This window comes from Sandarakinorhabdus sp. AAP62 (assembly GCF_000331225.1).
GTDB lineage: Bacteria > Pseudomonadota > Alphaproteobacteria > Sphingomonadales > Sphingomonadaceae > Sandarakinorhabdus.
The window spans coordinates 264,355-290,000 of record NZ_ANFY01000003.1 but is presented as its reverse complement, the minus strand read 5'-3'; the positions used below and the strand labels follow the sequence as shown (position 1 = coordinate 290,000).

The window sequence follows — 25,646 nt, the reverse complement described above, 5'->3', positions numbered from 1 at the left end:
TAAGGATCGTAGCCTTGGTGAGCCTTTACCTCACCAACTAGCTAATCCTACGCGGGCTCATCCTTGGGCGATAAATCTTTGGTCCGAAGACATCATACGGTATTAGCAGTAATTTCTCACTGTTATTCCGTACCCAAGGGCAGATTCCCACGCGTTACGCACCCGTGCGCCACTAAGCCCGAAGGCTTCGTTCGACTTGCATGTGTTAGGCATGCCGCCAGCGTTCGTTCTGAGCCAGGATCAAACTCTCAAGTTCATGCAACCAACCGCTACGGGGAAAACCGTTTGCAGCTGGCTGTTGTTCAGGAGCTTATTCTGTTCACAAGATCACTAACGTACCGGCAAAAAGCCGGTGTGCTTTGTGGTATTGAGACATATAAGCTTCGGTTTAACCACGGCACTCGGAACCTGAAATCCCGAACCGTGGACCGCCGCCCACATGTCCCTTCATTTTAACCTACGATGAGAAAGAGCGACACCGTTCATTCCCCTGGCTTCCCAGGTTCCTGACCGGCATCATGTTCGAAGTCGGCGGCGAACGCTTTGACCAGTTCTTGCGAACCGCGTCGGTGGTTTCGTCGTCGGCGACGGGGGCGGCTTATGGTCCGCTCGAAACATCCCGTCAACAACTTTTTTTCGGGCGCTTGCCGATTTCTCGGAAGGCTGAAAATCCCGGCGCCGCAACGATTGTCTGCCCACTTTTCGGGTGGGTCAAGCGTGACCATTGCTGTTGTCTTGGCTGCCAGTGGAGCGTCGCTTTCGAAGCGGCGTCCCCGTTGGCCGGGAGCGCTCCTCTATGGGCGCGCCCCCGGGGTTGCAAGCGCTTTTTTGCGGACATGTGAAATTTTCTGTCGCTTCCTTGGAAGAAGTGAACCTTATCCCCAGGCGGGCTGCAGCCCTGACATGGCCCGGCGCAGCCAACCGGCACCCATTCGGCGCGAATGTGCCCCCTGCAACAGGCGAATCTCTGCTGCGATCCCGGCGAGCGGCAGCCGATTCTTCCGAATCAGCCGCAGCCGGCCCATCGCCACTCAGCTGGCGATATAGTGCTTCAGCGATTCGGCTTCGGCTTCGGCATCCTCGATTCGGCGTTTCACCAGATCCCCGATCGAGACCAGGCCGATCAGCTGACCGTGGTCCAGCACCGGCAAGTGGCGGAACCGTCGGTCCGTCATGATGGCCATGGCATCGCAGACACTCATGCGGGCGTCGACCGTGACCACGGGCGCACTCATCATGTCGGCCGCCGTGGCGTCGTGGACACCCTTGCCGTGGGTGTGCATGCAGCGGACGATATCGCGTTCGCTGACCAGGCCGGCAATGGCTTCGCCATCCAGCACCAGCACGGCGCCGATGCGATGTTCGTGGAGCAAGGCAATGATGTGGCTGACCGGGGTTTCCCGGCTGACTGTGACAAGCGGCTTCTTGCCGACGAGAATCGAACCGAGCATGATTCGCCTCCCAATAGCGGCACCGCAGCGGTGCCGAGGGCGCTAATCATGCGCTCATCATGACCGGAAGGCAAAGCACAATGACAGGCGAGCAACCGACCCGCGCCGAATCGGCCGAGGCCGAGCCGATGGCCGCCAGCACCGCCTGGGCGCCGTTCTGGCGGCTGCTGCGCATTGTCGGGTTGTGCGCGCTGCTGGCCGTGCTGGCGGCGCTGGGCGTGCTGCAGGCGACAGGTGCGCCAGCGCGCTGGGAATTGTGGCTGGCGGTGGCCGGCGGCGTGGGTGGGACCGTGCTGCTCAGTGGCGCGCTGATGGGCCTAGTATTCGTGTCCAACAGCTCCGGCCACGACAGGAGCGTGGGCCGGAGCGACTAGGCCTCATTCGGCCGATTCGGCCTCTGCCACCGGCTTGCGGGTGCGGCGGCGCGGAGCCTTTTCGGCCGGCGCGGGATCAGCCTCGGCTGCAGCGGCCGGCGCAGGCGGGGCATCAGCGGCGGGTTCGGCATCACGGCGCAGGCCAAGACGGCGGCCTTCACTACGCGACACCGGCGGTGGCAACGCCTGCAACAGCGATTCGCGGTCATCCACGGCCGGCACGTCGCCATTGTCCTGATCGCGGCCCTGTTCGGCCCGTTCCGGACGGCGATCCCGGCGGTCCCGCTGCCAATCGCGGCGGTTGCCGTCGCCGCCCCGTTCTTCGCGGGGGCGGTCGTCACGCGGGCGCTCGTCGCGCGGCCGGTCATCCCGGGGGCGATCATCGCGGCTGCGGTTGTCACGCGGACGGTCATCGCGGCGGCCCCGCTCCCGATCATCACGTTGGCGATCTTCACGGGGGCGATCATCACGGGGACGCTCATCACGCCGGTCATCGCGCGCGCGCTCGTCACCGTCTTCGTTGCGGTCGTCGTCGCCATCGGCGCTGTCGATGTCGCCATCCACCCCGTCATCGTCAAAGCCTTCACGGCCACGGCGGCCTTCGGGCTGGCGATCACGATAATCGCCGAGGATACGGAAATAATGTTCGGCATATTGCAGATAATATTCTGCGGTCACCCGGTCACCGGCCTGCTGGGCGTCACGGGCCAGGGCGCGATATTTCTCCAGCAGCTGGGTGGCGTTGCCACGCTGGCGGTTGTCGAGCCGGGCCCCATAATTGTTGCCGCCGGCCATCTGCTGCGGGCGCGGACCATTGTTGCCGCCACCGCGCCGCCGCCGCTGGTTGTTCCTGATCAAGCTCGTAATCCCCGTTTTCTGGCCTGTTGCCTGGCCGCCCATTGGCCGCTGATTGGGTGATAAATGGCCTTTCGCGCGCCGGACCCGGGCCATGGCCCGAGATAACCGCAACCGGCTGTACCCCCGAAATGGCCGACCGATCTGTGCTGCGCGAAAGGAAGTCCGCTGCAAAAGCGCGGCTGCCTGCTCCTGCCTTAGCCGGGCCGGCCGCATCCGCCAAGGGAAAAACGACGCAGGGCGCCCCAGGCTGCTCTGTGGGTTGCTTCAGCGCCCGGCAGCGGGCGCCATCCCGGCCATCAGCTTGAAGCAGGCTTCAGGGTCTTGCCGCTTCAGGTCGAGCAGTTGCATTTCGGCGGCGCCATCACGGCCAACCGGAATTTCTGGCACATTGCCCGTGATGCCTGCGATGATTTGTTCGGCAGCTTCATGGATGGAAATGCCGGCATCCACCGGATCCGCGCCGTCGCCTTTCTGGCTGCCATCCCCGCGCAGCGCGTTGCGGCCGATCCCCGTCGCCACGAAGCCGGGGGTGAGCACATGCACCTGCACGCCATGTTGGGCGATCTCGGCGCGCATCGCATCCGACCAGCCGACCATCGCATGTTTCGCCGCGCAATAGCCGGTGCGCAGCGGCGAGCCGACCTTGCCGGCGACAGAGGCATTGTTGATGATCCGGCCGGAACCGCGCTTCACCATCGCCGGCAGCACCAATTGCGTCAGCCGCAGCGGCGCGAAGAAATCCACCTCCATCAAGGTGCGATAGACGGCAAAATCCGTATCCAGCGCCAGGCTGCGCTGCGAAATGCCGGCATTGTTGATCAGCCAGTCGATGCCGCCGGTCGCGGCCTCCACCCGGGCGACGATCGCCGGCAGGGCATCAAGATCGGTGGTTTCAAAGGCCTCGACAATGCTGCCGGGGCATTCGGCGGCGACTTCATCGAGCGCGGCGCGGTTGCGGCCCGAAATCACCAGCCGCCCGCCCTTCGCGGCCAGTGCCAGCGCCAGCCCCTTGCCGATCCCGGAGGAAGCGCCAGTGATCCAGATCGTCTTCCCTGAAACGTTGCTCACCGCAAATACCCCCAAGCAGCAGCCGGCACCCCGATCAGCATCGGGTGTGCCCAGAGAATCACCAGCCACAGGGCCAGCCCGCCCAGTACCGGCACGACGCCGGGCCAGATCGCGCTCAGCGGCTGGCGGCCACCCACGATGGCCATGAACGGAATATGCGAAGTGCGCGCCATATGGCCGGCATAGGCCGGGTTCTGCGCTCTTTTCTTGCCATCCTGGAATGCCGTGCCGATCAGCGCCAGCACGCCGATGCCGCCGGCCAGCACGATGGTGCGCGGATCAGCCGTCATCATGATGTGCACGCCGGCCCAGATTGCCATGCTCCACATCATCGGATGGCGGGTGATGCGCTGCAGCCCCTTGGGTTCGCCCTTCACGCCCGGCATCATCGCCGGATTAGGCGACGAGACGGAGCCGACGAAGAAAATGCAGGCCACCAGCATGGCAATCAGCGCCGGCAGATAGGCGCTGGCCGGCGTATCCCACAGCCGTTCCTTGGGCATCTGCCGCCACAGCTGCACGGCGGCGCCGAAGCTGGCCAGCGCCACCAGCGAATAGACAACGGCAAAACCCTTTTCGCCCAGCCGCGCCACCAGCGGCGCCCGCAGCGGGTGCGACAGGAGTTCGTGGCTGATCACGAACCCGCCCATCAACAGCGCCAGCAGCATCAGATCCGACACACAGTTCCTCCCCTGGCCAGCGGGAGGCCCACCGGCAGCGCTTCATGGCCGCCGCTTCAAGTCGCGGCTCAGCGCGGATATTGCAGCGGCAAATCGGTCCGGCCAAGCGCTTTATAGCGATTGGCCAATTCGGTCTGCCGGCTGGTCATCGGCTGGGCGGCGCCATCGATCCACACCGCGACGGGCGCGCTCATCAATTCCAGCGGATCACCATCCCACAACACGAGATCGGCGCGCTTGCCGGCTTCCAGTGTGCCAGTGTCGGCCAGCCCCAGGATGCGTGCCGGATTGGCGGTGATCGCGGCCAGCGCCTGGCCCTTGGTGAGGCCCTTGCCGCCCGGCACATTGCCCTGCCCCACGGCATTACCAGCATAGCCGGGCAAATTGACCGGCGTGGTGCCGCCAATGCCGCCAAGCGGCCCGAACGCCACCGTGACGCCGGCAGCCTGCAGGTGGCCGGCATTGTTGCGCGATGCCGCCAGCCCTTCGAAATCATTGGGCAGGTCATAAAGGCTGTGCGTGATCACCGGCACGCCGGCGCGGGCAATCTGGCCCGCGACCAGCCAGGCCTCGCGGGCACCAACCAGCACCGGCCGCAGCGCCGGATAGCGGGTCTTGAGCTTCAGCACCTCCAAAATGTCGGCGGCGCGTTCGACATGCACCATCAACGCCTGCGCCCCGCTCAGCACCGGCAACAGCGCCTCGACATCGCGGCGTTTGACCAGCGAGCCGCTGTCATCGCCGCCCACATTCGCCGCCGGGTTGGCGGCCAGCCGTTTGGCGGCGTCGAGCAGGTCGATCAACTGGGCATAAGCGGCCGGGCGTGAACCACCGGCCAGTCGCGCGCCGGCTTCGCCCAGTTCCACGAACTGGAACGCCCGCGGCCGGGTCACGGTGGGCCCGTTGGCAGCAAGGCTGAGCACCGCGCCCTGCCCGCCGAACAGCGCATTGCCCGAATCGGGCACGGCCGCCGCGCGGGTAACGCCGGCCATGCGATAAATGGCAAAATGCAGCGAACCGGGGTTGATTGCCGCAGCCATGTCGAGCGCTGCAGAATAGGGCGAGCTGCGCGCACTGCCATCGTTGGTTTCGCGCACGCCGCCCACTTCCGTAAGGCCCAGATCGCTTGGCACGGCAACAATACCGGGCGTGATGGGCTGCCCCTTTGCATCGATCACCGTCGCGCCAGCTGGCACGGGCAGGCCGGTCCCGATAGCGGTGATGCGGCCATTGTCGATGATGATGGTGGCATTGCGGATCACCTCCTCACCGCGCCCAGATGCTACGGCCGTGTGGGCGGTGGCGCCGGTGATGGCGATGGGGGCCGCAACGGCGGGCGCGGCCGCCAGGGCCATGGTCAGCAGAACGCGCTTCATTTCACTTCTCCCGCGCCGGGCTGGCCGAGTTCGAAATCGGCCGTGGGCCGGCGTTTGGGGTCGCCCCAATCATACATGAGCGCGCCATCAATCCACACATGGGTGGGCCGCGCATAAACACTGAACGGTTCGGCTGACCACAGCACCACGTCGGCGGCCTTGCCGGCTTCCAGGCTGCCGGTGCGGTCCCCAATGCCCAGGCCCTTGGCCGGATTGAGGCTCAGCCAGGTCCAGGCCAGCTCGGGCGTGATGGTCAGCCCCAGCCGGCGACCAGCGGCGATGGCCTTGGCGGCTTCCTGGTTCAGGCGCTGGATGCCGTTTGCATCATCGCTGTGCACGATGGCGCAGGCCCCGGCGGCGTTGACCAGCGCGATATTCTCGCGGATGCCGTCATAGCTTTCCATCTTGAAGCCATACCAATCCGCCCACATCGCCGAGCAGATGCCCTCGGCCTTCAGCATGTCGGCGATCTTGTAGCTTTCAACGGCATGGTGGAATGCCGTCACCTTGTAGCCGAACTCGCGGCTCATGCTGATCACATTGGCCATTTCATCAGCGCGATAGCAGTGGTTCTGCACCAGGATCTCGCCATTGAGCACGCCCATCAGCGTGTCCAGCGCCAGTTCGCGGCGCGGTGCATCAGTGGGCTTGGCGCTGCCAGCTTCTGCCCGGCGGGTATAATCATCCCAGCGCCGCTTGTACGCGACTGCATCCGACCAGAGCTGGCGGGCATAGGCGATATTGCCCATGCGGGTGGAGGGCAACTGGTTGCGACCGCCATAAACGCGCTTGGGATTCTCGCCGCAGGCCATCTTCAAACTGTAGGGCGCACCCGGAAACTTCATCTCCTGCACGCTGCGGCCATAGACCGGCTTCAGCGTCACCCCGCGCCCGCCGAACAGATTGGCCGATCCCGGCAGTGCGTGCAGCGCCGTGATGCCGCCAGCCAGCGCACGGCTGAACCCCGGGTCCTGTGGCCACACGCTGTGTTCGGCCCACACCTCGGGCCGCGCCGGGCTGGTCGCTTCATTGCCGTCACTGTGCGCCTGCACGCCGGGGCTGGGATAGACGCCCAGGTGGCTGTGAATGTCGATGATGCCGGCAGTGACATATTTGCCCTGCGCTTCGATCAGCTTCGCCCCTTCCGGCACGGCGACGCTCTGGCCGATCTCGGCCACCTTGCCGCCTTCCAGCCGGATCATGCCATTATCGATGCGGCGACCGGCACCATCATAGATGGTGGCGCCGCGAATCACCGTCGCCTGCCCAGGGTAAGGCTTGTACTGGCTCGGCCACGGGTCCTTGCCGACCCGCACCACATCGGGTGGCGACGCGGGCACATCCTTTGGCTTGTCCTTCGCCGCGGCAGCGGTGGCCAACGCCATCCCGGCCAAACCCAACAGCAACATCGCCCGCATCGGCCTTCACTCCCCTTTTGGCACCATGCTGAGCCAAAGGGGAAGTGGGCGCAAATTACGCTCTGCCCACTATTTCACGCCGTGCATCAGCTTCTTGAGCAGCGGCGAGATCAGCAGCAGCACGCCGCCGATCGCCGCCGAGGCAAGACCGATGGTTTCGAACACGCCGGCATAGGTATCAAGGCTTACCTTCAGATTGGTCACCTGCCCGCCCACGGTTTCCACGCTGGCGACCTGCGCCACCAGCCCGCCAACATATTGCGCGCAGGCGATCGAAACAAACCACAGTCCCATCATCATGCCAACGATGCGGGCGATCGACAGCTTGGTCACCATCGACAGGCCAACGGGCGAGATCATCAGTTCGGCCATCGAGTGGATGAGGTAAAGTCCCGCCAGCCACCAGATGCCCACCTTGAAATCCGGGCCGGCAAACTGCGTGCCCCACACCAGGAACAGGAAACCGCCACCCACGCCGGCCAGCGCCAGGCCGAATTTCACCGGGATGCCCGGCTCCAGGCCGCGGCGGCCCAGCGCCTGCCACAACAGGCTGAACAGCGGCGCCAGCAGCACGATGAAGATGGCGTTGAAGAATTGCGTCTGCCCGGCCGAGATTTCAAACAGGCCAAAGATCGACTTGTCGGTGTTGCGATCGGCAAACAGCGTCAGGCTGGAACCGGCCTGTTCGAACAGCGTCCAGAACACGACGTTGAAGACGATGAGGACGATTGCCGCCAGCATCATCTGCCATTCCTGGCGGTTGCCATAGATGATCGACCAGATCGGGATCAGCACCACGCAGGCGAGGAAGGTGCCAAACAGCACCTTGCCCAGGATCGGCAGGCCCATCAGATAGCCGATGAAGCCCGCCCCTTCCACCGGCGGCGGCGCCGCCATCAGGTTGGTGAACAGGAACAACACCAGCGGCACGAAGGCGATGGCGCCGGCATAGATCAGCAGGTCACGCCGGGGCGCGCCTTCCGGTGGCTCGCCATAGCCTTCCAGCTTGGGCCCGGCGAACTGGATCAGGAACCAGCTCAGCGCCATGCCCATGGCGGCCAGCAGGAAGCCCGCCCACCAGCCATAGGCATCGGCCAGGAACGGACAGGCGAGTTGGCTGCCCAGCGATCCCAGATTGATGCCCATATAGAAAATGGTGAAGCCCGCGTCCCGCCGGCTGTCGCCCTTGGCATAAAGGCTGCCGACCATGGTGGAGATATTGGGCTTGAAGAAGCCATTGCCGATGGTGACGGCGGACAGGCCGAGCAGCATGATGGTGACGAACAGCGCATCACGCTCGCCGCCAGCCTCGAAACCGCCCTTGGGCACACGGCGGCCTTCGCGGCCATCACCGAACAGCATCGACACGCTGCCATCGTCATTGCCCCTGATCCGGTATTTCTCGCCTTCCACGGTGACATATTGCGCCTTGCTGTCGCCCGCGCCTTCCACCGTCACGGCATATTGGGTGCCCTCGATCTTGGCCCAGGGCTTGGCCGCTTCGCCGCCGAAGCACAGGGTGAAATAGCCCAGCGCCATCAGGATGGCGCCGAATTTCACCGCCTTCTTCGAACCCAGATAATTGTCGGCCAACAAACCGCCGACCAGCGGGGTGAGATAGACCAGCGCGGTGAAGCCGCCATACAGGCTGGCCGTCGTGCTGTCGGAAAACAGGAAATGGTTGGCGAGATAGAGCGTCAGCAGCGCTCGCATGCCATAATAGCCGAAGCGTTCCATGGCTTCGGTGGTGAACAGCCGCGCCAGCTGGGCTGGGTGGCCAAACCATTGCGGACGGGTATCGACCACGCCGCCGGTTGCCTCGTTGCTCAAATTGTCTCTCCCTCACGCGCCCTGACCCTGAGGCACGCTTTTTCCGGCCATGGTGATAGCGGGCGATGGCGCGTCCGCCAAGCCGACTTGACCGGAGCGCCGCCACGGGGTCTGCTCGGGCCATGAAACACCAACTTGCCGCCGCCCTGCTTGCCCTGTTGCCATGCCCTGCCGTGGCCGCGCCTGTCCTGCTCTCGCCCGACCGTGTGTGGGATGGCGAGGCGATGCACAGCGGCTGGCAGGTGCTGGTGGAGGGCGGGCGCATCGTGGCCGCCGGGGCCAATCTGGAGGCGCCGGCCGATGCCCGCCGCCTCGACCTGCCTGGCCACACCCTGCTGCCCGGCTTTATCGAAGGCCACAGTCACCTGTTGCTGCACCCCTATGACAAGACGCCGTGGGACGATCAGGTGCTGAAGGAGAGCGAAGCCTATCGCGTGGCCCGCGCCGTCGTGCATGCCAAGGCAACGCTGATGGCCGGCTTCACCACGGTGCGCGATCTGGGTAGCGAAGGCGCCGGAACCGCTGATGTGGGGCTGAAGCGCGCCATCAATGAAGGCCATGTTCCCGGGCCGCGCATGATCATCGCCACCCGCGCGCTGGTCGCGCCCGGCAGCTATGCTCCCAAGAATGATGCCTGGGCGGTGCCGCAAGGCGCCGAGGAAGCCGATGGGCCGGCGCTGGTGAGCGCCGTGCGCCGCCAGATTGGCGCGGGCGCCGACGTGGTGAAACTCTATGGCGATTATCGTTGGCGGCCCGGTGAAGGCAGCCGGCCAACCTACAGCCAGGCCGAGATCGCGGCTGCCGTTGCCGCTGCACACGACGCGGGCCGGCCGGTGGCGGTGCACGCCAACACGGCCGAAGCCATGCACCGCGCCAGCGCCGCCGGAGCCGACGTGATCGAACATGGCAGCGAAGGCGACGCCGCCACCTTCGCACTGATGGCGAAGAACAAGACCGTGCTGTGCCCCACGCTTGCCGCCGGCGATGCCATCGCGCGCTACCGCGGCTGGAACGGGCAGGAGCCAGCGCCCGCCGATGTGTTGCAGGACCGCGCGGCCTTCCAGCTGGCGATGAAGGCTGGCGTACCGATCTGCATGGGCGGCGATGTCGGCGTGTTCGCCCACGGGGAAAATGCCCGCGAAATGCTGTTGATGGCCAAGGCCGGGATGACGAACGCGGCAGTGTTGACCGCGGCCACGGCCGGCAATGCCCGCTATTTTGGCCTCAGCGATCGGGGCCGCATCGCGCCGGGCCTGCATGCCGATCTGGTGGCCGTGCCGGGCGATCCGCTGCAGGATCTGAACCGCATCTCCCACGTTGTCTTCGTGATGAAGGGCGGCGCCGTAGTGAAATCAGAGTGACAGTCGCGCCCGTGCTGCCTGCCATTCCCGGGCGATCCGGGCCAACAGGCTGGCGGTATCGGGCAGATCGCGCACCAGGCCAACCGCTTCGCCCACGGTGACATGCATGCGCGCCGGATCTGCTGCCGCCACACCCGAATCATAATCAGCGCGAGCCGCAGCCGGATCGGCCACCAGGTCCGCCAGGCGCGGCAACCAGTGCCGATGCATATCATTGTCGAGGGCGCGAAAATCATAGGCCGGCGGCCAGTTCTTGCGGCGCAAGATGTCGAACACGCCCGATCGCGCCGTGTCGTCGCCACTGGCGGCCAATGCCGCCGCATGGGCAGCGGGCGGCACCAGGGCCTCCCGGCTGGCCCACAGCCGGGTGCCGATCAACGCGCCATCGGCGCCCAGCGCCTGCACGGCGGCCAGCCCGCGCCCATCGGCCACCCCGCCGGCCGCCAGCAGCAGCACATCAGGCGCGCGCGCCGACAAAAGATCGGCGGCTTCCGGCACCAGCGCCAGCGTGCCGCGCCCGTGAGGGGCCGCCGCGCCGTGGCCGCCGGCTTCCTGGCCCTGCACCACGATCACGCGGGCGCCGGCGTCCACGGCTGGCATCACCTGGGCCAGCCGCTGCACCTGCACGATCAGCGGCACGCCCGCCGCCTGCAGCCGCATGGCATGGCGGCCGGGATCGCCGAAGCTCAACAGCACGACCGCAGGGCGCAACGGCTGATCGAGCAACCAGGCGAGCGCGCTGTCGTCCTGATCCAGACGCCAGCTGATGAAGCCGCAGCCCAGCCGGCCCCTGGCATCCGCCGCAGCGTCGCTGGCCAAGGACCACTGGGCCCGCAGCCATTCGAGATCGCCATAGCCGCCGCCGACCAGCCCCAGCGCCCCGGCCTTCGCACAGGCCGCCGCCAGAGTGCCGCCGCCGGCGACTGCCATCGGGGCCAGCGCCACCGGCAGTGACAGACCAAAGCGTGATTCAAACCGGGTCATGGCGGCGATGGTGCGCAGGTGCGCCGCACTGGCGCAAGCCGGCCAGCGCAGATAAAGCCGCGGCCATGGACAGCTTCAACGATTCCACTAGCACTGCCACTCTGCTCGCCACCCGTCGTTCCGGCAAAGCGCGCGACATGCTGGCGCCCGGCCCCAATGCCGGCCAGTTGCAGGCTATCATCGCGGCCGCAGCGCGCGTGCCCGATCATGGCAAGCTCAATCCCTGGCGGTTCGTGGTGATCGAGAATCGCGCCGCCTTTGGCGAGGCTCTGCTGGCTATCTACCGTACCGGCAAGCCAGAGGCCGGCCGACTGGAATTGGAGGCGGTGCAGCAGTTCGCCGCCAACGCGCCGTGCCTTGTGGTGGTGATCGCCAGCCCGAAGCAAAGCCATATCCCGCTATGGGAACAGGAATTGTCGGTGGGCGCGGCCTGCCAGAATCTGTGCCTTGCCGCCCATGCCCATGGCTTTGTCCCCAATTGGCTCACCGGCTGGGCGGCGTTTGATGAAAAGGTGCTCGCCCTGCTCGGCGGCGCAGCACCCGAACGCATCGCCGGCTTCTTCTTCATCGGCACCCAGGCCAAGCCGCTGGAAGAACGGCCCCGGCCTGATCTGTCAGCGGTGATCAGCCACTGGCAGGGTTGATCAGCTGCAGCGCACGTTGCCGCTGCCGGCGATCTTCTTCGTGCACTTGGCGCCGCCGGTGATGTCGACATTGCCCGCACCGGCAATGCGGATCGCAGCCTCACCGCTGACCCGCGCCCTGACATCGCCAGAACCGGCAATGCGGATCGACGAGTTGACACAGGCAAGCCGCGACAGATCAACGTCGCCGCTGCCGGCGATGCTGATATTCTGGGCGCCGCAGCGTCCCGCCATCATGACATTGCCCGAACCCGACACGCTGATATTGGCGGTCTTGGCATCCAGGCTGGCCACTGACAGGTCACCGGAGCCGCTCACCTTGGCGTCGAACACATCGGCTGCGCCCTTGTCGGCGGTCACGTCGGAAGAGCCGGACAAGGCGAGGCCGCGCAACGCCGGCATGGTCACCGCGATGGTGACGTCCTTGCCGCCCCAGCGCCAATTGCCGGACTTGCGGCCGATCTTCAGCTGACCGGCTTCCACCTTGACCTCAAGCCGGTCGAGATCATCCCGTGCGCCGGTGGCGACCACCGAGAAACTGTTGCCGGTGCGGATATTGACGTTGTCGGAGCCACTGATGGCCACCCGGTCAAAGCCGCTGGCGTCGAACCGGCGCTCAGCCGCATCGGCCGACACGGCGGCAAGGGTGGCGAGGATCAGCAGGGCAGGACGGATCATGGGGCAGATTCCTTTGTGTATTGCAGTAATAATACACAAAGGCACGAATGGCGCAAGCCCGGCGCAGCGGATGCCCGTGACACGACGGACCGCCGATCGCGGCTGCACATACGAAAATGCCGACACCAGCGGGATTCCCCGCCAGTGCCGGCGCATGTTCGGTCAGGCTGGCGTGATTCAGGCGGCTTTCAGCACCTGCTCGATCTTCTGCTGGGCGGCCGGCTCGTCGATGTTTTCCATCGCAGCAAGTTCGCGCGCCAGGCGGCCAATGGCGGCTTCATAGATCTGCCGTTCGGAATAGCTCTGTTCCGGCTGATCTTCGGCGCGGTGCAGATCGCGCACCACTTCGGCGATGCTCACCAGATCGCCCGAGTTGATCTTGGCTTCATATTCCTGGGCGCGGCGCGACCACATGGTGCGCTTGATGCGCGGCTTGCCCTTCAGCGTGGTCAGGGCTTCGTTCATGGTGGCCTGGCTCGACAGCTTGCGCATGCCCACGCCTTCGGCCTTGTTGGTCGGCACGCGCAGCGTCATCCGCTCTTTCTCGAAGCGCAGCACGAACAGATCGAGCGATGTGCCCGCGATATGCTGGCTCTGGATTTCCACGACGCGCCCCACGCCATGCTTGGGGTACACGACATAATCACCGACTTCGAAACCGAGCGGTTTGGCAATTGCCATTGATCCAACATCCTTTTCTGATCAGGCCGTCGAGATCAGTCGAGAGGCACCGGCATGCGCAGTGCGCGCTGCCGGTTTTGCTGCTGATGACCGCGTGACGTGCCTGCCTGCCTGTCTTGCATGACCCTGGCCCGTTGCCCGCCTGGCAGGTTGGCGATTGCGGCGACGGAACCGGCGAAACCGATCGGAGGCACATCACCGCCGATCACGTGCATCGTGTATCAGAAACTTGTCACAATTGCCATGCCATTAGCCGCCTGAGGCAACAAAAATGGCAGTTTCGGGTCAAAAGGTCTCACTTCTGGCCGTTTTCCGGCCTGAAATGAGCCATTCTGGCCGCTCTTACGAGCCTTTGCCCGGGGTCGGCGTGAAATATTTGTCGAACTTGCCGTCCTCGCCCTTGTGCGAATCGGCATCGTCCGGGGTCTCACCCTTCATGGTGATGTTGGGCCACTGGGCGGAATAGGTGGCGTTCAGCTCCATCCACTTTTCAAGGCCGCCTTCGGTATCGGGCAGGATGGCTTCAGCCGGGCATTCCGGTTCGCACACGCCGCAATCGATGCATTCGTTGGGGTTGATCACCACCATGGTCTCGCCTTCGTAGAAGCAGTCCACCGGACAGACTTCGACGCAATCCATATACTTGCACTTGATGCAGGCTTCGGTGACGACGTAGGCCATAAATCTCCCCTCCGGGCGGACGCAGCCGCCAAAGGCTGGTGACCGCAGATAACATGATCGCGCCTTAGGCGAGGGCGAAGGCCTCTGGCAAGAGGGCATCTTGCGACCCAAGCATCGCATCGGCACTGATCGACGCCCGCGCGGGGCTGAGATCGGTGTAAAATTCGCGGGCTTCGGCATAGGGCCCGCGCCGTTCCGGCAGGCCTTCGACCCGCACCACGATCACATCGTCACCGCGCGGCCAGCTCAGCACCGCGCCCGCCCTGACCAGGGCCGAGGCGCGATCGACCACCCGGCCATCAATGCGCAGTCTTCGGCTTTCACACAGGTCCTGAGCGTGGGATCGGGATGGCGCCAGGCGCGCAAACCACAGATATTTGTCCAATCTCAGCCCTGCTCCGTAGACCAAATGCTACCTCCTCATCATCGCGGCCAGACTGGCAAAAGGCGAAGCCTCGTTCCCTCTGGCCAAAGGAATGGCTTCGTCCGCCGGCGTTGACCGGCGAATGGCAGGCCGGGGTGGCCCGGCCCAGGCGAAATGCGGTGCGCCGTCAACCAGGCGCGGACGATAGCCCAGTGCCCGCAGCAACCGCGCCAGCCCGTCCTGCGACAGGCCGAGCGTGGACGCCCAATTGGGATCGGGCATGAACGGCGCGCGGCCATCACGGCGCTCGTGAATGTGGCGGGACAGGCGATCGACCATGTCGATGCGCACGGCAATCGCATCCTTGCCGCTGCCCAGCCGCCAGAAACCGGCCACCAGCAGCACATCGGCAGGCGCTTCGACAGCGGCACCCGAAAGCGAGACGCGGCCCGGTGACGGCAGTGGCGGCAGACTGGCCAACTCGCTGGCCACCGCCCACAATGCCAGCCGCCAGCGCGTCGGTTCCGGGCGCAGCAGAGCCGGCACGAACAAATGCAAAGGCCCCATGCGCACGCCGCAGCGGCTCAGCGCCTGCCGGTCAGCGCGGGTGACGCCCACCAATTGTTGGGCGACATGCTCGCGGGCCAGCACGCCCAGTCCTTCCACCAGCTGCACGATCAGGCCGCGCGCCGGGGCCGAAACCTCGGCCCGCAGCGCCTGCACCTTGGCGAGCGGCGCCGCGACATGGGCGATGGCTTCCCCCACGAAACGCTCCAGCCGTTCCGCAACGCGCCGGCGATCATCAGGCCCGAGTGCAGTGATGGCGCGATCAAGCTCGACACGCGGTGCCAGCGCATCGCGCCCCTTGCGCAGCACCGCCACCCGCGCGCCCTGCCACAACAGGCGCGGCGGCAGGCTGCCATCGAAATCCAGGGCAAATTCGGCGTCTTCAGCCAACGCCAGCCGCCTGGCGCGCGCGGCCAGTTCGCGCGACAAATGCCGCTCGGCCGCCGCCAGCAACAACCGCTGCTCGCCGGCCCGCGCGGCCGCGTCAGCGGTAAAGCGGAACCCATCGAGGCGGCCGATCATCTCGCCGTCAACCGCAACACCGCCATCCGGCTCGATCAGCACATGCGCCGAGACCCCGCGCGCCTTCAGATCCTTCAGCAGCACCGCCGTGCGGCGATCGACGAAGCGCTGGGTCAACGCCCCGTGCAATGCATCCGAAAGCCGGTCTTCCAGCGCCCGCGTCCGTTCTGCCCATTGGATCGGATTGTCGACCCAGTCGGGCCGGTGCGCCACATAAGTCCAGGTGCGCGCCGCAGCGATGCGGTCGGCAATCGCTTCCACGTCACCCGTGACGCGGTCGAGATGCGCGATTTCCGAGGCAATCCATGCATCCGGCAGGCGGCCACGGCCTTCGGTGAGATGGCGGAACACCCGGCCCACCAGCCGCGTGTGCGCTTCCACGCCGGTCTTGCGGTAATCGGGCAGGCTGCACGCCTGCCACAGGCGGAACAGGCCGCGTTCGCCCAGCATCCGGCTGCTGGCGCGCTCCATGACCCAGGGTTCACCGGCCAGCCGCTTGAGCACGCCCAGATCGATGGCATCATCCGACCGCACCAGTTCCGGGCGGAACGGCCGTTCATCCATGGTGGCGACCAGCCGCGGCAGGCTGGAGAAATCCAGATCGGTGTTGCGCCAGACGAGATGGGTGAGCGGGTCGAAGCGATGCTCCTCCAGCCCCTCGATTTCCTCCGGCGTGAAGCTGCAATTGGCCTCGCTGCCCAATTGCACCGTGCCGAACGTGCCATCGCGCTGGTGGCGGCCAGCGCGGCCAGCAATCTGGGCCATTTCCGACAAGCTGAGCCGGCGCTGGCGCTTGCCATCAAACTTGCCCAGGGCCGCAAAGGCGACATGGGCGATATCCATGTTCAGCCCCATGCCGATGGCATCGGTGGCGACCAGATAATCCACCTCGCCCGACTGGTACATGGCGACCTGGGCGTTGCGGGTGCGCGGGGAAAGCGAGCCCATCACCACCGCGGCGCCGCCCTTCTGCCGGCGCAGCATCTCGGCGATGGCGTAGACTTCGGCGGCGGTGAAGGCGACAATGGCGGTGCGGCGCGGCAGGCGCGAAAGTTTCTTCGGTCCGGCATAGGCCAGCGTGGAAAAGCGTGGCCGGGTGATGATCTCGGCCTCCGGAATGAGCTTGCGGATCAGCGGACGCAGCGTTTCTGACCCCAGGATCATGGTTTCGGCATAACCGCGCGCCCTGAGCAGGCGATCGGTGAAGACATGCCCGCGTTCGGGGTCGGCCCCCATCTGGCCTTCGTCGATGGCAATGAACGCCACCTCGCGATCGAGCGGCATGGATTCCACCGTGCACAGGAACCAGCGCGCGCCGGGCGGCACGATCTTTTCCTCCCCGGTAATCAGCGCAACCGAGGCCGCCCCCTTGGCGGCCACCACCTTTTCATAGACTTCGCGGGCCAGCAGCCGCAGCGGGAAGCCGATGATGCCGCTGGCATGGCCGCACAGGCGCTCCACCGCGAGATGGGTCTTGCCCGTGTTGGTGGGACCGAGAACGGCGGTTACGCGGCTGTTGCCGGTGTTGGTGGGCGAGGCTGCGGACCGGTTCACCCGACTGATCTGGAGCGCGGCAGGCGCGGCGGCAAGGGCCTGTGGCAATCGGACCGGGAACAAGCGGACTTGAGCCGTTTTGGGCCCCTCCGTTGCTGGTGACGTTGCAGCCACCTCATCATGTACAGCCGGCTCGGTTGTGCATGGCCAGAAGGTGACATGACTGAATCGGCGACGCAAGTGACCGTATAATGACGGCGGCTCATCCCGGTTGACTTGTCCCCAGATTGTTGCGCGATTGACACGGCGACTCGGGAGAGGCAAATCAACCATATATGCGTCGGAATTGAATTTATCCGGCAACTACCGATAGTTAACCGTTGGTAAAGACGGGTCGACTTTCGGAGATGGGGGAATGGGTTTGTATCAACCGGGACTTCAGCCGGCAGCCGGGGGCAGCATTGCGCTGCCGGGGCCGCTGTCTGCGCCCAATTCTGCCGTGGCAGCACAACTGCTTCGGGCCGGACAGGCCGTCACCCGCACTGCTGTTCGCGCCGCCGTAGCCGAACGCCTGCGCCTGACCGATGACTGGCAGCGGCTGCGCCGCGCGGCCGCCCAGGGCGACATTGATCTTGATCTTGGCACCGCCATCGGCAGCCGGCGCTGGTGGATGAAGATGGCGGCCTGCACGGCACTGGTGGGCGGCGCCATGCTGGCCGGCAGCATCGTGCCCCCCATTTACGAAGCCGTGCCCGCGCCATTGACGCCGGCCCAGCGCGACGAAGCCCAGGCCTATGCCGTCGCGCCGCTGGTGTTTGGCGGGGTTTCCGGCGCGGTTCCGCGGGTTGATCCGCGCCAGCTGCGGCCATTGGCCGAAGCGCCGGAACGGCCGCGGGTGGAACGCAGCGTGACCATCGGCCGGCGTGGCCTGTCTGGCGCGCTGCGCAATGCCGGCGTTGGCACCAGCGATGTAGCCGAGGTGACGCGGCTGCTGGCCGGCCTGAATCCCGGGGGCAATGCCAGGGCCGAGCTGGTGCTGGGCCGGCGGGAATCGAAGTCGGTGCCGCGCCCACTGGAAAGCCTGGCCCTGCGCGCCGCCTTTGACCTGCGGGTTGAGATCAGCCGCAGCGAGAGCGGCCTGAACCTCAAGCGCATTCCGATCGCGGTCGATTCAACCCCGCTTCGCGTCAGCGCGCCGGTGACGGGCAGCCTCAATCGCGCGCTGCGCAGCGCCGGCATCCCGGGCACCCAGGCTGCCGAATTCGTCAAGCAGATGCGCCACGTCGTCGATTTCCAGCGTGGGCTGGGCAAGGCCGACCGGTTCGACATCATCATCGAACAGGATCGCGCCGAGACCGGCGAAGTGCGCCACGGCAAATTGCTGTTTGGTGCGCTGGCACGGCAAGGCAAGAACCCGGTCGAGATCGGCCTGTGGAAAGGCGAATATTACCAGGCCAGCGGCGAAGGCGTGAAGAAGGGCCTGATGAAGACGCCGGTGGATGGCGCCCGCATGACAAGCCGTTTTGGCATGCGCCTGCATCCGGTGCTGGGCTTCAGTCGGATGCACAAGGGGGTCGATTTCAACGCCGGCCACGGCCAGACCATCATGGCGGCTGGCGGCGGCACGGTCAGCTTTGCCGGCTGGCATGGCGGCCACGGCAAATATGTGATGATCCGCCACAACAAGGATCTCGCCACCGCCTATGCCCATATGAGCCGCATCGACGTGAAGACGGGGCAGCGCGTGGGCCAGGGCCAGCGCATCGGCGCGGTGGGTTCGACCGGCCTGTCGACGGGGGCTCACCTGCATTATGAAGTGTGGCTGCGCGGGCAGGCGGTGAACCCGGTTTCCCTGCGCTTCATCGGCGGTGCCGAACTGGGCGGCCGCGATCTCAACGAGTTCCAGCGCCAGATGAACCGCTGGCGCGCGCTGGACAGCACCGGCGCGGCGCCGAAGCCTGTCACCGCCGACTGACATTTTTTGGCCATGCTGCGCTGGCATGGAGACCGGGTGACCGGCCTGCCCCGCTTTTTCCTGCTGCTTGCCGGCCTGCCGCTGCTGACGGCGGCCGTCACCCTGCCACGCCCGCAGCGGCCGGTGGCCAAGGTGGTTTCCAGTGCCTGGGGTGAGGAGGTTGCGCGTGACAAGGCAGGCGAGGCCGCCGACGTGATCCGCATTGCCGGCATCAGGGCCGGCATGGCGGTCGCCGATATCGGCACGGGCGGCGGCTATTATGTGATGCGCGTCGCGCCGGTCGTGGGGCCGCAGGGCCGGGTGTTTGCGCAGGATCTTTCGCTGGCCGTGCTCGATCGCGTGCGGCAACGGGTGAAGGCCGCCGGCCTGAGCAATGTGCGCTATGTGCAGGGCCGGCAGGCCAGTGCCCGGCTGCCTGCCGCCAGCGTGGATGTCGCGCTGATGGTCCACATGTATCATGAAATCGAACAGCCCTATCTGCTGCTCGATCGTCTGCGCACCAGCCTGAAGCCGGGCGGCCGGGTCGTGGTTGTCGATCTGGACCGGCCTTCGGAAGAACATGGCATGCCCAAGGCGCTGCTCGCCTGCGAGGTGAAGGCCGTGGGGTATGAACTGGTCAGCCTCGCCGATATTGCCCAGGGTTATGTGGCGGTGTTCCGCCCCGGCGTGCGACCCCGCCCCGAAACCGTGAAGGCCTGCCGCGGCTGAGCAGGGCGACTTGCCGCATTTGCGGCCGGCATCAGGCATGACAGGCAACCGGCCATGATGAAAACGCCGCCGATCGTGCTCTTCTATGGCCTTGCCGGGCTGATCCCGTTCCTGGCACCGCCGGTCGCCACCTTGTTCTTCCCCGATTTCCGCTGGCAGTTCACCGAGGCGCTGCTGTGGTGGGCGGCGATCATCCTGTCTTTCCTGGGCGGCGCGCGCTGGGGCGCGGCGGTGCAGAACGCGCAGCCTGCGCCCGGCCTGATTGGGCTGGCCATGCTGCCCAGCATCATCGGCTGGCTGGTGCTGCTGGCGCCGCCCAGATATCGCGTGGCGCAACTGCTGGCACTGGCCGCGGCATTGTGCGTGCATTTCCTGTGGGATTGGACCTCGCGCAGCCTGCCCGGCTGGTATGGCCGGCTGCGGCTGCTGCTCACCGCCGGCGCAGTGGCGGCGCTTGGCTGGCAGGCCGCCTTGCAGGGCTGAACCGGCCCGCATTTGACAGTTTTTCCGCATTTCGCGGGTTTGCAACCGCGACCATCCCGAATTTTCAAAGAGCATCGAGCGCGGAGCATAGCTGGCGACGGCGCTGTAGGACAGTCTCAGGCGCTCCAGCGGGCGAAGATGGCGGTGGGCAGCAATAGCCCGCGGGTTTCCTCGCGAATGGCCATGTCGCCCACTTCGATGTGGCCGCCGCGCGGGCCAAGTGCCTGCTCCACCAGCGGGTGCAGGGCGAGTGCGGACATGCGGATGGCATAGACGGTGAGCACGAAGAAGCGCGCATCATCGGCCAGCAACTGCCGGGCCAGATCGACCAGTTCGGGCAGATCGCGTTCCAGCTGCCACACCTCGCCATCCGGCCCGCGGCCATATTTGGGCGGATCGAAGATCAGGCCGTGATATTTCGCCCCGCGTCGCACCTCGCGGCGCAGGAATTTCAGCGCATCATCGATGATCCAGCGCACCGGCGCCTCGGCAAGGCCCGACAGCGCGGCATTCTCGCGGGCGGCGGCCACGCTTTTCTTGCTGGCATCAACGTGCGTCACCTGCGCGCCGGCCCGCGCCGCAATCAGGCTGCCGACACCGGTATAGCCGAACATGTTCATCACCCGGTCGCTTGGGCGGATGCGGCTGGCCAACCAATCGAACTGGCCGCCCATATCGGGGAAGAAGCCGAGGTGACGAAACGGCGTGTTGCTGGCCCAGAAACTGACCTCTCCGCCGGGTGATGGGCGCTTCATGGCCCAGCGTTCGGGCACATTGGTCGAAAGCTGCCAGCGGCCGCCGCCCTCTTCATCGCTGCCACCGATGAACTCGCCATCGGCCTTCCAGTCCGGGCTGGCCGGCGCCCACATCGCCTGCGGTTCCGGGCGGATGAAGCGGAAGCGACCATAACGTTCCAGCTTGCGGCCATGGCCGGAATCGACCAGCCCGAAATCGGCCCAGGGCTCGGTAACGAGGGTGGCCAGAGGCGTGGTTGGCGCCATCATGCAGCGGCTTTATGGCGGCCAATCTCGGCGCGAGCCGGGGCGGCGCTCAGCATGGAGGCGCCGGCAGCGCGGGCGGCATCCACGGTGACGGCGTCGATGCGGGCCACCAGTTCGGCCGGCGGCAGGAAGCGGCCGTGGACGATCAGGCTGCGGCCCAGATAATCGGACGCGCCTTGCGGACCTTCCAGCGCCATCAACAGGCCGGCCACCGCCTGGGCGCGGGCGCGATTGAGTTCGGCCTGCTCAAGGCTCGCCGCCGTTTCATGCAGCACGGCCATGATCAGGTCCCGCGCGGCGGCGGCCTGCTTGGGATCGGTGGCGGCGTGGACGCTCATCAGGCCGGCATCGACATAGGGCTGCAACGAGGCCGAGACCGTGTAGGCCAGCCCGCGTTCCTCGCGGACCTGCTGGAACAGGCGCGACGACATCCCGCCACCGGCCGCCAGCGTGAACAGCAACGCGGCATCCTGCGCCGGATCATGATGGCCGGGCGCGGCCCAGCCCGCCGTCAGCTGCGCCTGCTCGATGCGGCGAGCGTCGTGGTGGCGGCCGGGGTGGAAGCGCACGTCGTCGCCTGCCGGTGACGGATTGTGGCCGGCTGCTGCCGGGAACGCGGCCTGCGCAAACCGGCACAATTCAGCGTGATCAACCTTGCCGGCAGCCACGAGCGTGAGCCGCTGCGGCGCATAATGATCGGCCTGCCAGCCGAGCAGATCATCGCGGGTGATTCGCGCCAGGCTGGCTTCATCGCCCAGGATGGACCGGCCCAGCGCCTGTTCCGGAAAGGCGGCTTCCTGCAGATGATCGAACACGATGTCATCCGGCGTGTCGCGGGCTTCGCCCAATTCCTGCAGCACGACTTCCTTTTCCCGCACAATGTCATCGGGGTCGAAACGCGCGCCCGTCACCAGGTCGGCGATCAGATCGACGCCAAGCGGCAGATCGCGCGCCAGCAGGCGGGCGTGGAACATGGTGGTGTCGCGGCTGGTCCAGGCATTGAGCTGGCCGCCCACATCCTCCATCTCCTCGGCGATGGCGCGGGCGGAGCGGCGCTGCGTGCCCTTGAACACCATATGTTCAAACAGGTGGGCGAGGCCATTGTGCTCGGGATGTTCGAAGCGCGAACCGGTTTCGGCGGTGAGCGCGACGGCGGCGGTTTCGAGGCCGGGCAGCGCCCAGCTGGCGACGCGCAAGCCATTATCGAGGATGGTGATCTGCGGTTCGGTCATTTGGCGCGCGCACGTTCCGCAACATAGGCCTCGATCGCCTGCAGATTGGCCGGGGCGATATCGTAGCGCTCGGTGCGCGTCATCAGATCAGCCAGGCGCGCCGGCAGATCGGGGTGAACGCCGGTCGCGGACTGCACCGCAGCCGGGAACTTGGCCGGGTGGGCGGTGGCCAGCGTCACCATCGGCGCGTTGCCCGTGTCGCGGCGTGCCGCCGCAAGGCCGATGGCAGTGTGCGGATCGAGCAGCTCGCCGGTGTGCGCCAGCGCCCAGCGCATGGTGTCGGCCATTTCATCGGCATCAACGCGGGCGGAGCTGAACAGGCCAGCCTTGGCCAGCCAGGCTTGCGGCAGCGCCAGTTTCTTCGTCGCTTCAAATTCAGCCATGGCAGCGGCCAGCGCGGCGCCATCGCGGCCCGACAGGTCGAACAGCAGTCGTTCGAAGTTCGACGACACCTGGATATCCATCGACGGCGCATCGGTGGGGGCGACCGTGCCGGCGCTGTAATCACCGCTGGTCAGCGCGCGGTGCAGGATGTCGTTGCGGTTGGTGGCGACCACCAGCCGTTCGATGGGCAGGCCCATTTGTGCCGCGACATAGCCAGCAAACACGTCACCGAAATTGCCGGTGGGCACGGCGTAGGCCACGGCGCGGTGCGGCGCGCCCAGCGACAGGGCTGAGGTGAAATAATAGACGACCTGGAACAGCAGCCGCGCCCAGTTGATACTGTTCACCGCCGCCAGCGGGAAGCGGGCCGCAAAGGCCGCATCGTTGAACATCGCCTTCACGATGGCCTGTGCGTCGTCGAAATTGCCTTCGATGGCCACGTTGTGGATGTTGCCATCCAGCACCGTCGTCATCTGCCGGCGCTGTACCTCGCTCACCCGGCCGTGCGGATGGAGCATATAGACTTCGACGCCCGAGCGGCCGGCCAGCGCATCGATGGCGGCGGAACCAGTGTCGCCCGACGTCGCGCCGATGACAGTGATGTGCTGGCCGGATTGGGCGAGAAAACGTTCGAACACCAGGCCGAGCGCCTGCAGGGCGACATCCTTGAACGCCAGCGTTGGCCCGTGGAACAGTTCAAGCAGCCAATGGCGATGATCGAGCTGCTTCAGCGGCACCACGGCGGCATGGGCGAAGCGGCCATAGGCGGCGGTGAAGATGGTCCGCAGCGCGGCTTCATCCAGCGAACCGGCGGTGAAGCGCTGGCACACGCGCACCGCGACCTCGACATAGGGCAGGCCTGCCATCGCCGCGATCTCGGCTTCGCTGAAGCGCGGCCAGGTTTCGGGCACGTAGAGCCCGCCGTCGCTGGCCAGGCCGGCGAGCGTTGCGGCTTCGAAATCGAGGATCGGGGCAACACCCCGTGTGGAGACATAGCGCATGACCCGCCCCCGTTATTCGGGCTTGGCGCCAGGTGCAACCATCCGCCGCCGCAGATAAAGGCCGTAGATGGCGGCCAGCACGATGGCGAGGCCGAACCATTGGCCGGCATAGGCGAGGTGATTGTCGGGCAGATCGGCCGCGCGCGGCAGCTGCGGACGGGCCAGCGGCGGGATCGCTTCGTCAGGGATCAGCATGAAGCGCGGCCGGGCGGGCGCATCGCCATAGGGGTTCTCGATCACCACGCCCGACAGTTGATGATCGAGCAGGATCACCTGATCCTTGGCGTCGACGCGCCTGGTCCAGCCGGCGACCGCGACGATATCGGGCGGGCGGTCGTTGGGGCGGCACGACACGATGACGAAAAAGCCCGACGTGCCGCCCGCCGAACTGCCGGGGCGCAGATCATAGGGCTTCTTTGGCCCGGCGCGGCAATCGATGCTGGCGCGGCGGTACTGAATGGAGGCATCGCCCATCATGGCGGCGCGAAATTCTTCCGGCGTGACCTCCGGCAGGTTTGGCGCAGCCGCCAACCGTTCGATCAGATCATGTTTCCACGCGCGCCGATCCAGCTGCCATTTGCCCAGGCCGCACAGGATCAGGATACCAACGGCAGTGATGATGGTGGGGATGATGGGGATGCGGCGGGTCACGCCTTCCCCTCGCCGGCATCGTTGCGAAACTCAAGTGCGACCAACAGCCCCTTGGCCAGGCGCATCAGGCCCAGCGACAGGCCGATGGTGAGCGGACCCCACAGCAGCACATGCACCCACCACGGCGGCGCCAGCTTGGCTTCGGTCACCTGGCTGGCGATGATGACGATTGTGGCGACGATGAAGATCAGGAACGGCGCGGCGCCATCGCCGACGTTGAAGCGGCTGAAATCCAGCCCGCACGTGGAGCAGCGGGGCGCGATTTTCAGCATGCCAATGTACAAGGGGCCGCCGCCACAACGTGGACAGCAGCCCCTCAGTGCAACCTGAAGCGGAGTGGGGGCCTCAGCCAAACGCGTGAGGAGCCACAGCCGCGCCGAAGTTCGAACCCCACACATAGATGGCGATGAACAGGAACAGCCACACCACGTCGACGAAGTGCCAGTACCAGGCGGCCGCTTCGAAACCGAAGTGGTGACGCGCAGTGAAGTCGCCCTTGTAGGCGCGGGCAAGGCAGACCATCAGGAAGATGGTGCCCACGATGACGTGGAAGCCGTGGAAGCCGGTCGCCATGTAGAAGGCGGCGCCATAGATGCTGTCGGCCATGCCATATTCGGCGTGGTAATATTCATAAGCCTGCACGCAGGTGAAGATCAGGCCAAGCCCGATGGTCACCCACAGGCCCTGCTTCAGACCCTTGCGATCATCGTGGATCAGCGCGTGGTGCGCCCAGGTGACGCTGGTGCCCGACAGCAGCAGGATCAGCGTGTTGAGCAAGGGGAACACGAACGGATCGAGCAGTTCGATGCCCTTGGGCGGCCACACGCCTTCGATGCCTTCGTGCATCGACGGATAGAGCGCGGCGTTGAAATAGGCCCAGAACCAGGCAACGAAGAACATCACTTCCGAAGCGATGAACAGGATCATGCCATAGCGGTGGTGAAGCTGCACGACCGGCGTGTGATCACCGGTATTGGCTTCGTGCACGACATCCTTCCACCACAGGAAGAACATGGCGCAGACCGCGGCAAAGCCGGCGAAGAAGGTGGGCATGCCCCAACCGGTCTTGTGCATCCAGCCAATGGCGCCGGCGGCGAGGATCAGCACCGCCGTCGACATCATCAGCGGCCGCGATGACGGGTTGAGGATGTGATAGCTGTGGGTCTTGGCTCCGGCCATG

At 66.0% G+C, this 25,646-nt stretch carries 26 protein-coding genes and 1 rRNA gene (1 of these 27 running past the window's edge); 6 read left to right on the top strand and 21 right to left on the bottom strand.

Features of this window, described 5'->3' with window-relative positions; all coding sequences use genetic code 11:
- Both D619_RS0101605 and D619_RS0101600 read right to left on the bottom strand, forming a co-directional pair.
- Positions 1-256 (bottom strand): 16S ribosomal RNA (locus D619_RS0101605); it reaches 1,231 nt to the left of the window's first position.
- Between the two features lie 775 nt (positions 257-1,031).
- Positions 1,032-1,451 carry a CBS domain-containing protein gene (locus D619_RS0101600; protein ID WP_017666809.1) on the bottom strand — a complete coding sequence of 140 codons (420 nt, stop codon included), beginning with the start codon at positions 1,449-1,451 and terminating at the stop codon, positions 1,032-1,034.
- 80 nt (positions 1,452-1,531) lie between these two features.
- Here D619_RS0101600 and D619_RS0101595 point away from each other — a divergent pair, with 80 nt between their 5' ends.
- Entirely contained in the window at positions 1,532-1,825 is a 294-nt protein-coding gene (locus D619_RS0101595) for a hypothetical protein (protein ID WP_017666808.1), read from the top strand.
- Between the two features lie 3 nt (positions 1,826-1,828).
- On the opposite strand, the gene D619_RS0101590 is transcribed toward D619_RS0101595, so the two are convergent.
- From D619_RS0101590 to D619_RS0101565, 6 genes are all read right to left on the bottom strand, one after another.
- Positions 1,829-2,683 (bottom strand): DUF4167 domain-containing protein, encoded by an 855-nt coding sequence (locus tag D619_RS0101590; protein ID WP_026090589.1) that lies wholly within the window; start codon positions 2,681-2,683, stop codon positions 1,829-1,831.
- 264 nt (positions 2,684-2,947) lie between these two features.
- On the bottom strand, positions 2,948-3,751 hold the full coding sequence (locus D619_RS0101585; protein WP_017666806.1) for an SDR family NAD(P)-dependent oxidoreductase: 804 nt from the start codon (positions 3,749-3,751) through the stop codon (positions 2,948-2,950).
- Positions 3,748-4,431, bottom strand: coding sequence for an NnrU family protein (locus tag D619_RS0101580; protein ID WP_017666805.1), 684 nt, complete (start codon positions 4,429-4,431; stop codon positions 3,748-3,750). The genes D619_RS0101585 and D619_RS0101580 overlap by 4 nt, the downstream gene beginning before the upstream one ends.
- 68 nt (positions 4,432-4,499) lie before the next feature.
- On the bottom strand, positions 4,500-5,807 hold the full coding sequence (locus D619_RS15245) for an amidohydrolase family protein (RefSeq protein WP_017666804.1): 1,308 nt from the start codon (positions 5,805-5,807) through the stop codon (positions 4,500-4,502).
- Positions 5,804-7,216 (bottom strand): amidohydrolase, encoded by a 1,413-nt coding sequence (locus D619_RS0101570; protein ID WP_243442589.1) that lies wholly within the window; start codon positions 7,214-7,216, stop codon positions 5,804-5,806. The genes D619_RS15245 and D619_RS0101570 overlap by 4 nt, the downstream gene beginning before the upstream one ends.
- Before the next feature lie 78 nt (positions 7,217-7,294).
- Positions 7,295-9,055 (bottom strand): peptide MFS transporter, encoded by a 1,761-nt coding sequence (locus D619_RS0101565; RefSeq protein WP_017666802.1) that lies wholly within the window; start codon positions 9,053-9,055, stop codon positions 7,295-7,297.
- A gap of 122 nt (positions 9,056-9,177) precedes the next feature.
- On the opposite strand from D619_RS0101565, the gene D619_RS0101560 reads away from it, so the two are divergent.
- The gene (locus D619_RS0101560; RefSeq protein WP_017666801.1) at positions 9,178-10,416 is read left to right on the top strand and encodes an amidohydrolase family protein; all 1,239 of its coding nucleotides are present in this window, start codon (positions 9,178-9,180) and stop codon (positions 10,414-10,416) included.
- Here the strand turns inward: D619_RS0101560 and D619_RS0101555 are convergent.
- The gene (locus tag D619_RS0101555; RefSeq protein WP_017666800.1) at positions 10,408-11,400 is read right to left on the bottom strand and encodes a nitronate monooxygenase; all 993 of its coding nucleotides are present in this window, start codon (positions 11,398-11,400) and stop codon (positions 10,408-10,410) included. The two genes, D619_RS0101560 and D619_RS0101555, sit on opposite strands and share 9 nt — an antisense overlap.
- A 65-nt stretch (positions 11,401-11,465) precedes the next feature.
- On the opposite strand from D619_RS0101555, the gene D619_RS0101550 reads away from it, so the two are divergent.
- Positions 11,466-12,044, top strand: coding sequence for a nitroreductase (locus D619_RS0101550; RefSeq protein WP_017666799.1), 579 nt, complete (start codon positions 11,466-11,468; stop codon positions 12,042-12,044).
- Here the strand turns inward: D619_RS0101550 and D619_RS0101545 are convergent, their stop codons facing one another.
- The 6 genes from D619_RS0101545 to D619_RS0101520 form a co-directional block, all read right to left on the bottom strand.
- A complete protein-coding gene (locus D619_RS0101545) occupies positions 12,045-12,722 on the bottom strand; it encodes a head GIN domain-containing protein (protein WP_017666798.1) in 678 nt (225 codons plus the stop codon).
- A gap of 177 nt (positions 12,723-12,899) precedes the next feature.
- On the bottom strand, positions 12,900-13,403 hold the full coding sequence (locus D619_RS0101540; RefSeq protein ID WP_017666797.1) for a CarD family transcriptional regulator: 504 nt from the start codon (positions 13,401-13,403) through the stop codon (positions 12,900-12,902).
- A 35-nt stretch (positions 13,404-13,438) separates the two neighbouring features.
- Complete coding sequence (locus D619_RS0101535; RefSeq protein ID WP_017666796.1) at positions 13,439-13,618, bottom strand: hypothetical protein; 180 nt, start codon at positions 13,616-13,618, stop codon at positions 13,439-13,441.
- Between the two features lie 127 nt (positions 13,619-13,745).
- Positions 13,746-14,084 carry a ferredoxin FdxA gene (gene fdxA / locus D619_RS0101530; protein ID WP_017666795.1) on the bottom strand — a complete coding sequence of 113 codons (339 nt, stop codon included), beginning with the start codon at positions 14,082-14,084 and terminating at the stop codon, positions 13,746-13,748.
- 64 nt (positions 14,085-14,148) lie between these two features.
- Complete coding sequence (locus D619_RS0101525) at positions 14,149-14,469, bottom strand: S4 domain-containing protein (RefSeq protein WP_347574766.1); 321 nt, start codon at positions 14,467-14,469, stop codon at positions 14,149-14,151.
- A gap of 27 nt (positions 14,470-14,496) precedes the next feature.
- On the bottom strand, positions 14,497-17,091 hold the full coding sequence (locus D619_RS0101520) for a helicase-related protein (protein WP_017666793.1): 2,595 nt from the start codon (positions 17,089-17,091) through the stop codon (positions 14,497-14,499).
- A 439-nt stretch (positions 17,092-17,530) separates the two neighbouring features.
- Between D619_RS0101520 and D619_RS15240 the strand changes: the two genes are divergently transcribed.
- Genes D619_RS15240 through D619_RS0101505 form a run of 3 tightly spaced genes read left to right on the top strand, consistent with a single transcriptional unit; the run spans position 17,531 to position 20,197 of the window.
- Positions 17,531-19,006, top strand: coding sequence for a peptidoglycan DD-metalloendopeptidase family protein (locus tag D619_RS15240; RefSeq protein ID WP_193743236.1), 1,476 nt, complete (start codon positions 17,531-17,533; stop codon positions 19,004-19,006).
- A gap of 36 nt (positions 19,007-19,042) precedes the next feature.
- Positions 19,043-19,714 (top strand): methyltransferase domain-containing protein, encoded by a 672-nt coding sequence (locus D619_RS15235; RefSeq protein WP_193743235.1) that lies wholly within the window; start codon positions 19,043-19,045, stop codon positions 19,712-19,714.
- 54 nt (positions 19,715-19,768) lie between these two features.
- Positions 19,769-20,197 (top strand): DUF3429 domain-containing protein, encoded by a 429-nt coding sequence (locus D619_RS0101505; protein ID WP_017666790.1) that lies wholly within the window; start codon positions 19,769-19,771, stop codon positions 20,195-20,197.
- Positions 20,198-20,313: 116 nt separating this feature from the next.
- Here D619_RS0101505 and D619_RS0101500 read toward each other — a convergent pair whose 3' ends face one another.
- The 6 genes from D619_RS0101500 to D619_RS0101475 form a co-directional block, all read right to left on the bottom strand.
- Complete coding sequence (locus D619_RS0101500) at positions 20,314-21,201, bottom strand: class I SAM-dependent methyltransferase (RefSeq protein ID WP_017666789.1); 888 nt, start codon at positions 21,199-21,201, stop codon at positions 20,314-20,316.
- A complete protein-coding gene (locus D619_RS0101495) occupies positions 21,198-22,430 on the bottom strand; it encodes a pitrilysin family protein (protein ID WP_017666788.1) in 1,233 nt (410 codons plus the stop codon). Before D619_RS0101495 ends, D619_RS0101500 begins: the two co-directional genes overlap by 4 nt.
- Entirely contained in the window at positions 22,427-23,815 is a 1,389-nt protein-coding gene (thrC, locus tag D619_RS0101490) for a threonine synthase (protein ID WP_017666787.1), read from the bottom strand. The genes D619_RS0101495 and thrC overlap by 4 nt, the downstream gene beginning before the upstream one ends.
- Positions 23,816-23,827: 12 nt before the next feature.
- Positions 23,828-24,466: an SURF1 family protein gene (locus D619_RS0101485; protein ID WP_017666786.1), complete on the bottom strand. Its 639-nt coding sequence runs from the start codon at positions 24,464-24,466 to the stop codon at positions 23,828-23,830.
- Positions 24,463-24,738, bottom strand: coding sequence for a DUF983 domain-containing protein (locus D619_RS0101480; RefSeq protein WP_017666785.1), 276 nt, complete (start codon positions 24,736-24,738; stop codon positions 24,463-24,465). Before D619_RS0101480 ends, D619_RS0101485 begins: the two co-directional genes overlap by 4 nt.
- A gap of 73 nt (positions 24,739-24,811) precedes the next feature.
- On the bottom strand, positions 24,812-25,645 hold the full coding sequence (locus D619_RS0101475; protein WP_017666784.1) for a cytochrome c oxidase subunit 3: 834 nt from the start codon (positions 25,643-25,645) through the stop codon (positions 24,812-24,814).
- Position 25,646 lies beyond the last annotated feature (1 nt).